At 73.6% G+C, this 14,104-nt stretch carries 14 protein-coding genes; 10 read left to right on the forward strand and 4 right to left on the reverse strand.

Features of this window, described 5'->3' with window-relative positions; genetic code table 11:
- On the forward strand, window positions 1-1,189 hold a 1,189-nt coding region (locus AMK27_RS28820; protein WP_143204887.1), incomplete at its 5' end, for an AMP-dependent synthetase/ligase.
- 125 nt (window positions 1,190-1,314) lie between these two features.
- Window positions 1,315-2,547 (forward strand): radical SAM family heme chaperone HemW, encoded by a 1,233-nt coding sequence (gene hemW / locus AMK27_RS28825; protein WP_445194882.1) that lies wholly within the window; start codon window positions 1,315-1,317, stop codon window positions 2,545-2,547.
- Here hemW and AMK27_RS28830 read toward each other — a convergent pair.
- The 3 genes from AMK27_RS28830 to AMK27_RS28840 form a co-directional block, all read right to left on the reverse strand.
- Window positions 2,544-3,701 carry a Cmx/CmrA family chloramphenicol efflux MFS transporter gene (locus AMK27_RS28830; protein ID WP_073914242.1) on the reverse strand — a complete coding sequence of 386 codons (1,158 nt, stop codon included), beginning with the start codon at window positions 3,699-3,701 and terminating at the stop codon, window positions 2,544-2,546. The two genes, hemW and AMK27_RS28830, sit on opposite strands and share 4 nt — an antisense overlap.
- 275 nt (window positions 3,702-3,976) lie before the next feature.
- Window positions 3,977-4,777, reverse strand: a complete 801-nt coding sequence (locus AMK27_RS28835) for a DUF3097 domain-containing protein (protein WP_073914247.1) — start codon at window positions 4,775-4,777, stop codon at window positions 3,977-3,979.
- Between the two features lie 10 nt (window positions 4,778-4,787).
- Window positions 4,788-5,516, reverse strand: a complete 729-nt coding sequence (locus AMK27_RS28840) for an MBL fold metallo-hydrolase (RefSeq protein ID WP_073914252.1) — start codon at window positions 5,514-5,516, stop codon at window positions 4,788-4,790.
- A 148-nt stretch (window positions 5,517-5,664) separates the two neighbouring features.
- Here AMK27_RS28840 and hrcA point away from each other — a divergent pair, with 148 nt between their 5' ends.
- The 4 genes from hrcA to AMK27_RS28860 all read left to right on the forward strand — a co-directional run bounded on the left by hrcA (window position 5,665) and on the right by AMK27_RS28860 (window position 9,788).
- Window positions 5,665-6,684, forward strand: a complete 1,020-nt coding sequence (hrcA, locus tag AMK27_RS28845) for a heat-inducible transcriptional repressor HrcA (RefSeq protein ID WP_073914257.1) — start codon at window positions 5,665-5,667, stop codon at window positions 6,682-6,684.
- Window positions 6,685-7,821, forward strand: a complete 1,137-nt coding sequence (gene dnaJ / locus AMK27_RS28850) for a molecular chaperone DnaJ (RefSeq protein WP_030317496.1) — start codon at window positions 6,685-6,687, stop codon at window positions 7,819-7,821.
- A 147-nt stretch (window positions 7,822-7,968) separates the two neighbouring features.
- Window positions 7,969-9,048, forward strand: a complete 1,080-nt coding sequence (locus AMK27_RS28855; RefSeq protein WP_073914262.1) for a nitronate monooxygenase — start codon at window positions 7,969-7,971, stop codon at window positions 9,046-9,048.
- The gene (locus AMK27_RS28860) at window positions 9,045-9,788 is read left to right on the forward strand and encodes a 16S rRNA (uracil(1498)-N(3))-methyltransferase (RefSeq protein ID WP_073914267.1); all 744 of its coding nucleotides are present in this window, start codon (window positions 9,045-9,047) and stop codon (window positions 9,786-9,788) included. The genes AMK27_RS28855 and AMK27_RS28860 overlap by 4 nt, the downstream gene beginning before the upstream one ends.
- Before the next feature lie 40 nt (window positions 9,789-9,828).
- Here AMK27_RS28860 and AMK27_RS28865 read toward each other — a convergent pair whose 3' ends face one another.
- On the reverse strand, window positions 9,829-10,203 hold the full coding sequence (locus AMK27_RS28865) for a hypothetical protein (protein WP_073914272.1): 375 nt from the start codon (window positions 10,201-10,203) through the stop codon (window positions 9,829-9,831).
- A 76-nt stretch (window positions 10,204-10,279) separates the two neighbouring features.
- On the opposite strand from AMK27_RS28865, the gene AMK27_RS28870 reads away from it, so the two are divergent.
- The 4 genes from AMK27_RS28870 to AMK27_RS28885 all read left to right on the forward strand — a co-directional run bounded on the left by AMK27_RS28870 (window position 10,280) and on the right by AMK27_RS28885 (window position 14,104).
- Window positions 10,280-11,662 carry an ATP-binding protein gene (locus AMK27_RS28870; protein WP_073914277.1) on the forward strand — a complete coding sequence of 461 codons (1,383 nt, stop codon included), beginning with the start codon at window positions 10,280-10,282 and terminating at the stop codon, window positions 11,660-11,662.
- Complete coding sequence (locus AMK27_RS28875) at window positions 11,659-12,753, forward strand: tetratricopeptide repeat protein (protein ID WP_073914280.1); 1,095 nt, start codon at window positions 11,659-11,661, stop codon at window positions 12,751-12,753. The genes AMK27_RS28870 and AMK27_RS28875 overlap by 4 nt, the downstream gene beginning before the upstream one ends.
- A 75-nt stretch (window positions 12,754-12,828) precedes the next feature.
- Window positions 12,829-13,188 carry a histidine triad nucleotide-binding protein gene (locus AMK27_RS28880; RefSeq protein WP_073914283.1) on the forward strand — a complete coding sequence of 120 codons (360 nt, stop codon included), beginning with the start codon at window positions 12,829-12,831 and terminating at the stop codon, window positions 13,186-13,188.
- Window positions 13,189-13,201: 13 nt separating this feature from the next.
- On the forward strand, window positions 13,202-14,104 hold the full coding sequence (locus AMK27_RS28885) for a ribonuclease Z (RefSeq protein WP_073914288.1): 903 nt from the start codon (window positions 13,202-13,204) through the stop codon (window positions 14,102-14,104).

The following is a 14,104-nucleotide window of genomic DNA, read 5'->3' on the forward strand; positions in this document are numbered from 1 at the left end:
CGGCCTCGTCACCCAGGTCGACGTGCAGTACCTGTGGCTGCCGCTCGCCCACGTCTTCGGCAAGGTCCTCACCTCGGGCCAGATCGAGGTCGGTCACGTCACCGCCGTCGACGGCCGCGTCGACAAGATCATCGAGAACCTGCCGGTCGTCCAGCCGACCTACATGGCGGCCGTGCCCCGCATCTTCGAGAAGGTCTACAACGGCGTCGCCGCCAAGGCCCGCGCGGCCGGCGGAGCCAAGTACAAGATCTTCCAGTGGGCGGCCGGGGTCTCCCGCGAGTACGCCAAGGCCAGCCAGGACAACTTCCGCCGCACCGGGACCGCCTCCGCGCCCTTCGGCCTCACCGCCAAGCACAAGGTCGCCGACGCCCTCGTCTACGCCAAGATCCGTGAGGCCTTCGGCGGCAACCTGCGCGCGTGCATCTCCGGATCCGCCGCGCTCGCCCCCGAGATCGGCTACTTCTTCGCCGGCGCCGGCATCCACATCCTGGAGGGCTACGGACTCACCGAGACGTCGGCCGCCTCCTTCGTCAACCCGGGTGAGGCCTACCGCACCGGCACCGTCGGCAAGCCGCTCCCCGGCACCGAGGTCCGGATCGCCGACGACGGCGAGATCCTGCTGCGCGGCCCCGGCGTCATGGAGGGCTACCACGGCCTGCCGGAGAAGACGAACGAGGTGCTGGAGTCCGACGGCTGGTTCCACACCGGTGACATCGGCGAGCTGTCCGCCGACGGCTACCTGCGGATCACCGACCGCAAGAAGGACCTGATCAAGACGTCCGGCGGCAAGTACATCGCGCCCGCCGAGGTCGAGGGCCAGTTCAAGGCGGTCTGCCCGTTCGTCTCGAACATCCTCGTCCACGGCGCCGACCGGAACTTCTGCACCGCGCTGATCGCCCTCGACGAGCCCACCCTCCTCGGCTGGGCCGCCGACCACGACCTCGCGGGCAAGTCGTACGCCGAGGTCGTCGCCGCCCCGCAGACCGTCGCGATGGTCCAGGGCTACGTCGACCGCCTCAACGAGGGCCTCCAGCGCTGGCAGACGATCAAGAAGTTCCGCCTGCTGCCGCGCGACCTCGACATCGAGCACGGCGAGCTCACCCCGTCCCTGAAGCTGAAGCGGCCGGTGGTGGAGCGCGAGTACAAGGGGCTCATCGAGGAGATGTACGCGGGGTCGCGGGAGTCCTGACTCCCGCCGCAGGGGAGGGGGCGCGGGTGTCCCGGCCCCCGCCGCCGCGGACGCGGCCGCCGCCCCTGTGGAGAGGTTGTCCACAGGCAGGGCGTTCACCTGGGCAGTACGGGACAATGGGGCTCATGCCTTCCGTACTGCCCGATGGTGAGTCCGTTCCCGACGACGGGGCGCTGCCCCCGCACGCCCTCGAAGGGGCGGGGGAGCGGCCGCTCGGGTTCTACCTGCACGTGCCGTACTGCGCGACGCGCTGCGGGTACTGCGACTTCAACACCTACACGGCCAGTGAGCTGCGGGGGACCGGCGGCGTGCTCGCCTCCCGGGACAACTACGCCGAGCAGGTCGTCGAGGAGATCAGGCTCGCCCGGAAGGTGCTCGGGGACGACCCGCGGCCGGTCCGGACCGTCTTCGTGGGCGGCGGCACGCCCACGCTCCTCGCCGCCGCCGACCTCGTACGGATGCTGGGGGCCGTCCGCGAGGAGTTCGGGCTCGCCGACGACGCCGAGGTGACCACCGAGGCCAATCCCGACTCCGTGAACCCGGCCTACCTGGCGGAGCTGCGGGCCGGCGGCTTCAACCGGATCTCCTTCGGCATGCAGAGCGCCAAGCAGCACGTCCTGAAGATCCTCGACCGGACGCACACCCCGGGCCGCCCCGAGGCCTGCGTCGGGGAGGCGCGGGCCGCCGGGTTCGAGCACGTCAACCTCGACCTGATCTACGGCACCCCCGGAGAGACCGACGACGACTGGCGGGCCTCGCTCGACGCGGCCATCGGCGCCGGGCCCGACCACATCAGCGCGTACGCCCTGATCGTCGAGGAGGGTACGCAGCTGGCGCGGCGCATCCGGCGCGGCGAGGTCCCCATGACCGACGACGACGTCCACGCCGACCGGTACCTGATCGCCGAGGACGTCCTCACCGGGGCCGGTTTCGACTGGTACGAGGTCTCCAACTGGGCCACCTCCGAGGCCGGGCGCTGCCTCCACAACGAGCTGTACTGGCGCGGGGCCGACTGGTGGGGCGCGGGCCCCGGCGCCCACAGCCACGTGGGCGGCGTCCGCTGGTGGAACGTGAAGCATCCCGGTGCGTACGCCGCCGCGCTGGCCGCGGGGAAGTCGCCGGGGGCCGGACGGGAGCTGCTCACCCCGGAGGACCGCAGGGTCGAGCGCGTGCTCCTGGAGCTGCGGCTCAAGGAGGGCGTCGAGCTGTCCCTCCTCAAGCCCGCGGGCCTCGCGGCCGCCCGCAAGGCCCTCGCCGACGGGCTGCTCGACGCCGGGCCGTACGCCGAGGGGCGCGCGGTCCTGACCCTGCGCGGCCGGCTCCTCGCGGACGCGGTCGTCCGGGACCTCGTGGACTAGGACGCCGAGAGCGCCCTGCGGGACGGCAGGGCGATGAGCAGCGCGCCCAGGACCAGGAGGCCGCTCGCCCACAGCGGGCCGAGCGTCCCCGCGCCGGTCCGGAGGGCGAGGGCGGCGACGAGCGGTCCGGTGGCCGCCCCGACGTTGAGCGCGGCGGTCGCGTAGGAGCCGGCCATGGTCGGGGCTCCCGCGGCCTCGTAGAGCACCCTCGCGATCAGCGTGCCGCCCAGCGCGAACGACGCCATGCCCTGCAGGAACACGAGGGCGAGCAGCGCGGCCGGCTCGTCGGCCAGCACGGCCAGGGCCGGCCAGCCGACGAGCAGCAGCGGACCGCCGACCGCGACGACCACACCCGGGTACCGGTCGGACCACCGGCCCGCGAGGGTGATCCCGGCGAAGGAGCCGGCCCCGAAGAGCACCAGGGCCACCGGCACCCACAGCGCGCCGAGGCCGGCGGAGCCGGTCACGACGGGCGCCAGGAAGGTGAAGCTCGCGAAGGTCGCCGCGTTCACCAGGGCGCCGAGCAGCATCACCAGGAGCAGCCGCGGGCGCCTGAGCCGCGCCAGTTCCGCGCGCAGGTCGGGCCCCTCGGCCGTGCCCTCCCGCGCGGGCCGCGCCGGGATCCCCCGGAGCACGCCGAGGGCCGCGGGCAGGCAGAGGACGGCCACGGCCCAGAACGTGGCCCGCCAGTCGAGCAGCGTGCCCAGCAGCGATCCCGCGGGGACGCCGGCGATCGTGGCCAGCGTCGTGCCCGACAGCAGGACGGCCAGCGCGCGCCCCTTCCGGTCCGGCGGTACGAGACGGGTGGCGGTGGTCAGGGCCACCGCGAGGAACCCGGCGTTCGCGAGGGCCGCGACCACCCGGGTCGTGAAGAGGACGGTGAAGCTGCCGGTGGCGGCGCCCAGGACGTGAGCCGTCGAGAAGACGAGGACGAACCCGAGCAGGCTCGCCCGTGCCGGCCAGGAGCGGGCGAGCACGGCCAGGAGCGGGGCGCCGACGATCATTCCGACGGCGAAGGCGGAGGTGAGCAGACCCGCGCTCCCGACCGTGACGCCGAGGTCGGAGGCGATGTGCGGCACGAGGCCGGCGAGCATGAATTCCGAGGTGCCCATGGCGAAGACCGCCAGGGCGAGCAGGAAGAGCGGGAGGGGCATCGAGTGGCTCCGGGGTGAGGAAGAGACGACAGAGGCATCTCGTCACCGCGGTCAGCGCCCAGGGGCCGGCTCGTCCGCACGGCCGCGGGGGCCGTACGGAGCGGACTCAGTGGTCCGGGAGAACTCGGGGGTCCAGGGGGCTGACGGCGTGACCGAAAGCCCCCGACGTGTCCGACTCGGGGCTCGACATGCCGCGCACGCTACCCGACCGCGCCGCGCCCGGGCATCCCCGTTCTCGGGGCGGGCGGGTGGACGACAGCCCCCGCGGGTCGCCCCTACGGCGCCGTCACGAAGTCGATCAGTTCCTCCACCCGGCCCAGCAGCTCCGGTTCCAGGTCCTTGTACGTCGTCACCTTCGACAGGATGTGCTGCCAGGCGGCGCCCGTGTTCGGCGGCCAGCCCAGCGCCTCGCACACGCCCGTCTTCCAGTCCTGGCCCCTGGGGACCCGCGGCCAGGCCCGGATGCCCACCGACGCCGGCTTCACCGCCTCCCAGATGTCGATGTACGGGTGGCCGACGACCAGCACGTCGGGCGAGGTCACCTGGGCGGCGATCCTCGACTCCTTCGAACCCGGGACCAGATGGTCCACCAGGACGCCCAGCCGGGCGTCCGGCGCGGGGGCGAACTCCGCGACGATCGACGGCAGGTCGTCGACGCCCTCCAGGTACTCCACGACCACGCCCTCGATCCGGAGGTCGTCGCCCCAGACCCGCTCCACCAGCTCCGCGTCGTGGCGGCCCTCCACGTAGATCCGGCCCGCGCGCGCCACCCGGGCCCGCGCCCCCGGGACCGCCACCGAGCCCGACGCCGTACGGGTGGGGCGTGCGGGCGCGGCCGACGGGCGGACCAGGGTCACGACCCGGCCCTCCAGGAGGAAGCCGCGCGGATCCAGCGGGAACACCCGGTGCTTGCCGAACCGGTCCTCCAGGGTCACTGTGCCCGCCTCGCAGCGGATCACCGCCCCGCAGAAGCCCGTCGTGACCTCCTCGACGACCAGATCACGATCGGCCGGCACCTCGGGAACGGGCGCCGAGCGCTTCCAGGGGGGCGTCAGGTCCGGGTTGTAGCTGCGCATTCGGGCGACGTTATGCGACGGAGAAGCGCGTGGCCAGCTCCTCCCGCTGGAGTCGTACGAACGTGGCGTCCACCACCGCCCCGTGCCCCGGCACGTACACCGCGTCCTCGCCGCCGAGCCGCAGCAGCCGGTCGAGCGCGTCCGGCCAGCGGGCGGGGATCGCGTCCGGGCCCGCCTGCGGCTCGCCCGACTCCTCGACCAGGTCGCCGCAGAAGACGACCTCCCGCTCACCCGGCACCAGGAGCACCAGGTCGTGGCCCGTGTGGCCGGGGCCGACGTTCGCGAGCAGGACCTGCCGGCCGCCCAGGTCGAGCGTCCACTCGCCCGAGACCACGTGCCGCGGGGCCACCAGGACGTCCACCGCCTCCGTCGCCGCCCGCTCGTCGAGCCCGTGCCGTACCGCGTCCGCGCGCAGGGCCTCCCGGTCCCGCGCCCGGCCGAGGAGCTCGTCCGAGCCCACCGCGCCGAAGACCTCCGCACCGGCGAACGCCGCCGTGCCGAGAACGTGGTCGAAATGGGGGTGGCTCAGTGCGATGTGCGTCACTCTGCGGCCGCCCGTGAGGTCCGCGATCACCGTCCGCAGCTCGGCGCCCTCCGCGAGCGAGGAGCCCGTGTCGTACAGCAGCACCGCCCGTTCACCCAGTACCAGTCCGACCGTGGCGTCCCACCCGGGCAGCCGTCGCCGGCCCACCCCGTCCGCGAGCCGCTCCCATCCGTACGCTTCCCAATCCACGTCCATGCGGCGACGCTAACCGGTGCAGGCGTCGCCACCTTGCCAGGAGCGACGCCCGCCGCCGTACACTGGCCGGGGGATCGCTGGCACTCGAACAGGGCGAGTGCCAAAAGCGGAGCAACCGGAACGACGACGACAGCTGGAGGTGCGCACCATGCTCAGCGAACGCAGACTCGAGGTCCTGCGCGCCATCGTCCAGGACTACGTCGGTACGGAGGAGCCCGTCGGCTCCAAGGCGCTCACCGAGCGCCACAAGCTCGGCGTCTCGCCCGCCACCGTGCGCAACGACATGGCCGTGCTGGAGGAGGAGGGCTTCATCGCCCAGCCCCACACCAGCGCCGGCCGCATCCCGACCGACAAGGGCTACCGGCTCTTCGTCGACCGGCTCGCCGGCGTCAAGCCGCTGTCGACGCCCGAGCGCCGGGCCATCCACAACTTCCTCGACGGCGCGGTCGACCTGGACGACGTCGTCGGCCGCACGGTCCGGCTGCTCGCGCAGCTGACCCGGCAGGTCGCCGTCGTCCAGTACCCCTCGCTGACCCGTTCGACCGTCCGGCACGTGGAGCTGCTCTCGCTGGCCCCCGCCCGCCTGATGCTGGTGCTCATCACGGACACCGGCCGTGTCGAGCAGCGGGTCGTCGACTGCCCCGCGCCGTTCGGCGAGGCCTCGCTCGCCGACCTGCGGGCCCGGCTCAACAGCCGGGTCGTCGGCCGCCGGTTCGCCGACGTGCCGCAGCTGGTGCAGGACCTCCCCGAGTCCTTCGAGGAGCTCGAGGACCGGGCCACGGTCTCGACCGTGCTCGCGACCCTCCTCGAAACCCTCGTCGAGGAGCACGAGGAGCGGCTGATGATCGGCGGCACCGCCAATCTCACCCGCTTCGGACCCGACTTCCCCCTGATGATCAGGCCCGTCCTCGAAGCTCTGGAGGAGCAGGTCGTGCTCCTCAAGCTGCTGGGCGAGGCCAAGGAATCGGGCATGACCGTACGCATCGGGCACGAGAACGCCCACGAGGGGCTGAGCTCCACGTCCGTCGTCTCGGTCGGCTACGGTTCGGGCGGCGAGGCAGTCGCCAAACTCGGCGTGGTCGGACCGACCCGCATGGACTACCCCGGAACGATGGGAGCGGTACGCGCAGTGGCACGTTACGTCGGACAGATCCTGGCGGAGTCGTAAGTGGCCACGGACTACTACGCCGTACTCGGCGTGCGCCGCGACGCTTCCCAGGACGAGATCAAGAAGGCCTTCCGGAGGCTCGCTCGCGAGCTGCACCCGGACGTGAATCCCGATCCGAAGACGCAGGAACGCTTCAAGGAGATCAACGCCGCCTACGAGGTCCTCTCGGACCCGCAGAAGAAGCAGGTCTACGACCTGGGCGGCGACCCGCTCTCGGCCTCCGGCGGAGGCGGCGCGGGCGGCTTCGGGGCCGGTGGCTTCGGCAACTTCTCCGACATCATGGACGCCTTCTTCGGCACGTCCCAGCAGCGCGGCCCGCGCTCGCGGACCCGCCGCGGCCAGGACGCCATGATCCGTCTGGAGATCGACCTCAACGAGGCGGCCTTCGGCACCACCAAGGACATCCAGGTCGACACGGCGGTCGTCTGTACGACCTGCTCGGGCGAGGGCGCCGCACCCGGCACCTCCGCCCAGACCTGTGACATGTGCCGCGGCCGCGGCGAGGTCTCGCAGGTCACCCGGTCCTTCCTGGGCCAGGTCATGACCTCGCGCCCCTGCCCGCAGTGCCAGGGCTTCGGCACCGTCGTCCCGACCCCGTGCCCCGAGTGCGCGGGCGACGGCCGGGTCCGGTCCCGCCGCACCCTGACGGTCAAGATCCCGGCCGGTGTCGACAACGGCACCCGCATCCAGCTCGCGGGCGAGGGCGAGGTCGGCCCCGGCGGCGGCCCCGCCGGCGACCTGTACGTGGAGATCCACGAGACCCCGCACGAGACCTTCCAGCGGCGCGGCGACGACCTGCACTGCACGGTCACCCTCCCGATGACGGCGGCGGCGCTCGGCACCAAGGTGCAGCTGCAGACCCTCGACGGCCTCGAGGAGATCGACGTCCGGCCGGGCACCCAGTCCGGCCAGTCGATCCCGCTGCACGGCCGCGGCGTCACCCACCTGCGCGGCAACGGCCGGGGCGACCTGATCGTGCACGTCGAGGTGCAGACCCCGGGCAAGCTCGACGCGGAGCAGGAGCGCCTCCTGCGCGAACTGGCCAAGCTGCGCGGCGAGGAGCGGCCCACGGGTCAGTTCCAGCCGGGTCAGCAGGGCTTGTTCTCGCGCTTGAAGGACGCGTTCAACGGGCGGTAGGCAGCGCCGGTATCTGTTGTACGGAAGGGCGGCACACGCGATCGCGCGTGTGCCGCCCTTCGCGTACCGCGGGTACCCCGAACGCGCCCCGCTCCGTACCTGACGTACGGATTCGGCCCGGAAGCAGGGGCATGGCACGATGCCCATATGTCCACCACCGCACTGAACGATCTCTCTCGGGTTCCGATCGTGCAGGCCCCCATGGCCGGTGGCGGCTCCTCTCCCGAGCTGGTCGGAGCCGTGTGCGCGGCCGGGGCGCTCGGCTTCCTGGCCGGCGGGTACAAGACGGCCGGAGGCCTCTACCAGGAGATCAAGCAGGTGCGCGGGCTCACCGCACGCCCCTTCGGCGTGAACCTCTTCCTGCCGGAGTCGGGGCGGCCCGCCGACCCCGCCTCCGTCGAGGTCTACCGGCATCAGCTCGCGGGCGAGGCGACCTGGTACGAGACCCCCCTCGGCGAGACCGACGACTGCCGTGACGACGCGTACGACGCCAAGCTGGCGATCCTCCTGGAGGACCCGGTCCGCGTGGTCTCGTTCACCTTCGGCTGCCCCGCGCCCGAGGTCCTCGCGTCCTTCGCGCGCGTGGGAACGTTCACGATCGTGACCGTCACCTCCGCGGAGGAGGCCCTCGCCGCCCAGCAGGCCGGGGCGAACGCGGTCTGCGTGCAGGGCGCGGAGGCGGGCGGACACCAGGGCACGTTCCGCGACGACCCCGCCGACGACGCCCCGGGCACCGGACTGCTCGCCCTGCTCGGCCTGGTGCGCGAGAGCGTCTCCCTGCCGGTCGTCGCGGCCGGCGGCATCATGCGCGGAGCGCAGATCGCCGCGGTCCTGGCCGCCGGGGCGGACGCCGCCCAGCTCGGCACGGCCTTCCTCCGCTGCCCCGAGTCGGGCGCCCACCCGCTGCACAAGCGGGCCCTGACCGACCCGCTGTACACCCGGACCGCCCTCACCCGGGCCTTCACCGGACGGCCGGCGCGCGGCCTCGTCAACCGCTTCATGCGCGAGCACGGGCCGTACGCCCCCGCCGCCTACCCCGAGATCCACCACCTCACCGCCCCGATCCGGAAGGCCGCCGCCACCGCGGGGGACGCCCAGGGCATGGCCCTGTGGGCCGGTCAGGGCCACCGGCTCGCCCGCGAACTCCCCGCCGGGCAGCTGGTCGAGGTGCTGGCCGCCGAACTCGACACCGCTCTCTCCGAGCTGCCCCACAGGAGCGCCTCATGACCGCACCCGTCTTCGTCGTCGACGCCGTTCCCGGACCCGGGAGCTTCCTCCTGGACGGCCCGGAGGGCCGGCACGCCGTCTCGGTGAAGCGGCTCCGGGAGGGCGAGGAGCTCGTCCTCGCCGACGGCCGGGGCCGCTGGGCCGCGTGCGTGGTGCTGGCCGCCGAGGGCAAGGACCAGCTCACGGTGCGGGTCGACGAGGTGCACGAGGACCCCGCGGAGGAGCCCCGTATCACCGTCGTCCAGGCGCTGCCCAAGGGCGACCGGGGCGAACTCGCCGTCGAGACCATGACGGAGACCGGGGTGGACGCGATCGTGCCGTGGGCCGCCTCCCGCTGCATCACGCAGTGGAAGGGCGACCGGGGTCTGAAGGCGCTCGCCAAGTGGCGGTCCACCGCGCGCGAGGCCGGGAAGCAGTCGCGCCGCTCCCGGTTCCCCGAGGTCGCGGACCTGATGACGACCAAGCAGGCCGCCGCGCTGCTGGCGGGCGCCGACTTCGCCGCCGTGCTGCACGAGGACCGCGACCATCCGAGCGGTGCGCTCGCCACCGCGGAACTCCCCGTGAAGGGCTCGATCGTGCTGGTCGTCGGCCCCGAGGGCGGGGTCTCGCCGGAGGAGCTCGCGGCGTTCGAGGCGGCGGGGGCGAAGCCGTACCGGCTCGGCAGGAGCGTGCTGCGGACGTCGACGGCGGGCACGGCGGCGACGGCACTCGTCCTGGGGCGCACGGGCCGCTGGAGCTGATCGCCTCCGGCCACGAGCCCGGCCTGATCAGCGGGCACCCCTAGGCGCTCGTGGGCCCTTCCCCTGCCGTCAGGGCGTCGTAGAGGGGCCAGCCGTCCTCGTCGTGGATGCCGTGGGCGGTCGGGAGCAGGCCGCGGGCCGCCGCCTCGTCGAGGAAGCGGCGGGCGACGCCCGGCTCGTTCAGGTTGAGGATCGCGCCGGCGCCGGTCGAGGCGATGTCGCCCGCGCCGAAGGGGTAGCCGGCCACGATGCGGCCCGGACCGTCCCGGAAGAGCAGCCGGAGCTGGGCGTGGCGGTTCTCCGCGCGGCGCAGGGTGAGGAACGTCAGGCAGTCCGGGGTGTGGTGGTGCCCCACGTTCCACAGCCAGACCGTGGACCCCGCCGTCAGCCTGCGCGGTACGCGGTCGCGTCTCATCCGGCGAAGTGTACGGAGTGTGCAACGGACCGCACCCGGTGGACATCCCGCCCCGCGCGCTCCTTAGGCTGGCCGCATGGCCGACGAGTCCCCCCTCATCCGCAGTCTGCGCGCCGCCGTGGCCGCCGCGCCCGGTGACGTACCCCTGCGTCTCCACTTCGCCGAACTCCTCCTCTCCGAGGGACGGAACGACGAGGCCGTCGCGGAGGCGGCCGTCGCGCTCCAGCACGCACCGGGGGACGCGGACGCGCGTGCGCTGATGATGCGGGCCATGGGGATGCCGCCGGCCGCGGCCACCGCTCCCGCGGGCAGCGCCCGCCCCGAGCCGTCCGGACCGGCCGTGCCGTCCGGACCGGGCCAGTCGACCGCACCGGGCCAGTCGACCGCACCGGGCGAAGCGGCCGAGCCGTCCGGACCGGCCGAGCCGCCCGCGCGGCCCGAGCCGACCACGGGCAAGGCCCCCGCCTTCGACTGGGACGCCGCCGAGCAGCAGGTGCAGGACGTCGTCGGGCCCCGTTTCCTGGAGGACCCCCAGGCCGCCGCCGGCGACGGGGCCGCCGGGGACGCCGACGCCTGGGACGTCGACGCGCCCGGCGCCGTACGCCTCGCGGACGTCGGCGGCATGGACGAGGTCAAGGAGCGCCTGGAGGCCGCCTTCCTCGCGCCCATGCGCAACCCCGAACTGCGCAGGCTGTACGGCAAGTCGCTGCGCGGCGGGCTGCTCCTCTACGGGCCTCCCGGCTGCGGCAAGACCTTCATCGCGCGGGCCGTCGCCGGCGAGCTGGGCGCGAACTTCCTCACCGTCTCGCTCTCCGACGTCCTCGACATGTGGATCGGGGCCTCCGAGAAGAACATCCACGACATCTTCGAGACCGCCCGCCGCCAGGCCCCCTGCGTCGTCTTCCTCGACGAGCTGGACGCCCTCGGCGCCAAGCGCTCCCGCACCCACCACAGCGGACTGCGCAATGTCGTCAACCAGCTCCTCACCGAGCTCGACGGCATCGCGAGCGGCGCGGGCAACGAAGGCGTGTTCGTGCTCGCCGCCACCAACGTGCCCTGGGACGTGGACATCGCGCTGCGCCGCCCCGGCCGCCTCGACCGCACGCTCCTCGTGCTGCCGCCGGACGCCACCGCGCGCGAGTCGATCCTCCGCTACCACCTGCGCGAGCGGCCCATCGAGGCCGTCGACCTCGGCAAGCTCGTCAAGGCCACCGAGGACTTCTCCGGCGCCGACCTCGCCCATGTCTGCGAGTCGGCCGCCGAGGCCGCGCTGCTCGACTCCGCCCGCAGCGGCTCCGTACGGCTGATCACCACCAAGGACCTGCTGGGCGCGGCCAAGCAGATCAAGCCGTCCACCGAGCCGTGGTTCGCCGCCGCGCGGAACGTCGCCATGTTCGCCAACGAGGGCGGCCTGTACGACGACCTCCTCGCCCACCTCAAGCGGAAGCGCAAGCTGTGACCACGCCCACCACACTGCTGCGCGCCGAAGCCCTGTACGACACGGGGCGGTTCGCGCAGGCCGGGGAACTGGTCGCCCAGCACCTGGCGAGCGAACCGGAGGACGCCGAGGCACTCGTCCTGCTCGCCCGCTGCCACCACCGGGCCGAGAAGTACCAGGCCGCCCTGGAAGCCGTGGACGGCGCGCTGCGCGCCGAACCCGAGCTCCTCATGGCCTGGCTGATGCGGGTCCAGATCCTGCTCGAACTGCGCCGGTTCCAGGAGGCGGAGGCCGCCGCCCGGTACGCGGTGCGGCTCGCCCCGCAGTACTGGGGCACCCACTACGCCCTCGGCACCGCCCTCGCCCAGTTCGCGGAGCACGCGCGGACGCCCGCGCGCACCGTCGAGGCGTACGAGGCGGCGCGGGCCGCCGTCAGCCTCGCGCCCGAGGAGGACGCGGCCCACTTCCTGGTGGGGCTCACCGCCCAGCGCCGGGGCGACCACGCCACCGCGCAGCGGGCGTACGAGGCGGCCCTGCGGCTCAACCCGCAGAGCAGCGAGGCCCACAACAACCTGTCGCTGCTCCGGCTGCGGCGCCGCTGGTTCCGCCGCGGGGCCTGGACCCAGGCCGCCGAGGGCTTCGTGGCCTCCGCCGCGCTCGACCTCCAGGACCGCAAGGCCCGCTACAACCTGGAGGCCATGGCCTGGAACACCGTCGCCGGGGCGCGCTGGGTGGCGCTGCTCGGCTTCGTCGCCTCGACGTTCGGCGCCGCTCCGGTCCGGAGCGGCGAGACCGGCGCGGACGCGATCGTGCCGTTCCTGATCGGCGCGGCCGTGATCGCCGGGGCCTGGGGCGGCTGGGTGCTGTGGATGAGCCGCCGGGTGCCGCCCCGGCTGCGCCGCCCGATGCTCCTCGTGGCGCGCTCCTGCCGGCCGGTGATCGCGATGGCCACGGCGGTGGGGCTGCTCGGGCTGTACTCGGTGGTGTCGATGGCCCTCTGGTCCTTCGACGCCGGGCTGGTCGGCGGGCTCGGGACGCCGCTGTTCTGGGCCGTGATCATCACGTACTGGGTGAGCCGCTCGGCCCTCAACCGCCGCGCGCCCAAGGACTGACCTGGGACGCGGCGGCGGCCGCGGCGGCGGATAGCATGCGGGGGTAGCGACCGACGAGGCGAGGAGGCCCGGGCCATGGCCGGAGAGCCGCAGAGCGACTGCCTGTTCTGCAAGATCGTGGCGGGGGAGGTGCCGGCGACGATCGTGCGCGAGACGGAGACCACGCTCGCGTTCCGCGACATCAACCCGCAGGCGCCCAGCCACGTCCTGGTGATCCCGCGCCTCCACTACCCGGACGCCGCGTCCCTGGCCTCCGCGGCCCCGACCGTCGCCGCCGACGTGCTGCGCGAGGCCGGAGAGGTCGCCGCCCAGGAGAAGGTCGAGGGCAGCGGCTTCAGGATCGTCTTCAACACCGGCGCCGGCGCGGGCCAGACCGTCTTCCACGCCCACGCGCACGTGCTCGGAGGCCGCGGCCTCAACTGGCCCCCCGGCTAGACCGGCGGCACCCATGTCCGTACGAGAACTCGTCGTGCTCGGGACCGCGAGCCAGGTCCCGACCCGGCACCGCAACCACAACGGCTACCTGCTGCGCTGGGACGGCCAGGGCATCCTCTTCGACCCCGGTGAGGGCACCCAGCGCCAGATGCTGCGGGCCGGGGTGGCCGCGCACGACATCGACCGGATCTGCGTCACGCACTTCCACGGCGACCACTCGCTCGGCCTCGCCGGGGTGATCCAGCGGATCAACCTCGACCAGGTCCCGCACCCCGTCACCGCGCACTACCCGGCGAGCGGGCAGCACTTCTTCGAGCGGCTGCGGTACGCCACGGCCTACCGGGAGACCGTGCGGCTGGCCGAGGCGCCGGTGGCCGCCGACGGGCCGCTCGCCGTGACCGACGCGTACACCCTCGACGCCCGTCTGCTCTCGCACCCGGTCGAGTCGTACGGCTACCGGCTCACCGAGCCCGACGGGCGCCGCGTCCTGCCCGAACGGCTCGCCGCGCACGGCATCAAGGGCCCCGACGTCGGCCGCCTCCAGCGCGAGGGCGTCCTCGGCGGCGTGACCCTCGACGACGTCAGCGAGGTCCGGCGCGGGCAGCGGTTCGCCTTCGTCATGGACACCCGGCTCTGCGACGGCGTGCACGCGCTCGCCGAAGGCGCCGACATGCTCGTCATCGAGTCGACCTTCCTCGACGAGGACGTCCGCCTCGCCACCGACCACGGCCATCTGACGGCCGGGCAGGCCGCGGCGGTCGCCCGGGACGCGGGTGTACGGCACCTCGTCCTGACCCACTTCTCGCAGCGCTACTCCGACCCGGCCGAGTTCGAGCGGCAGGCGCGGGCGGCCGGGTTCGACGGCGAACTGAGCATTGCCCAGGACCTCATGAGGGTCCCCGTACCGAAGAGATAG

Source organism: Streptomyces sp. CB02009, from assembly GCF_001905825.1.
Taxonomy (GTDB): Bacteria; Actinomycetota; Actinomycetes; order Streptomycetales; family Streptomycetaceae; genus Streptomyces.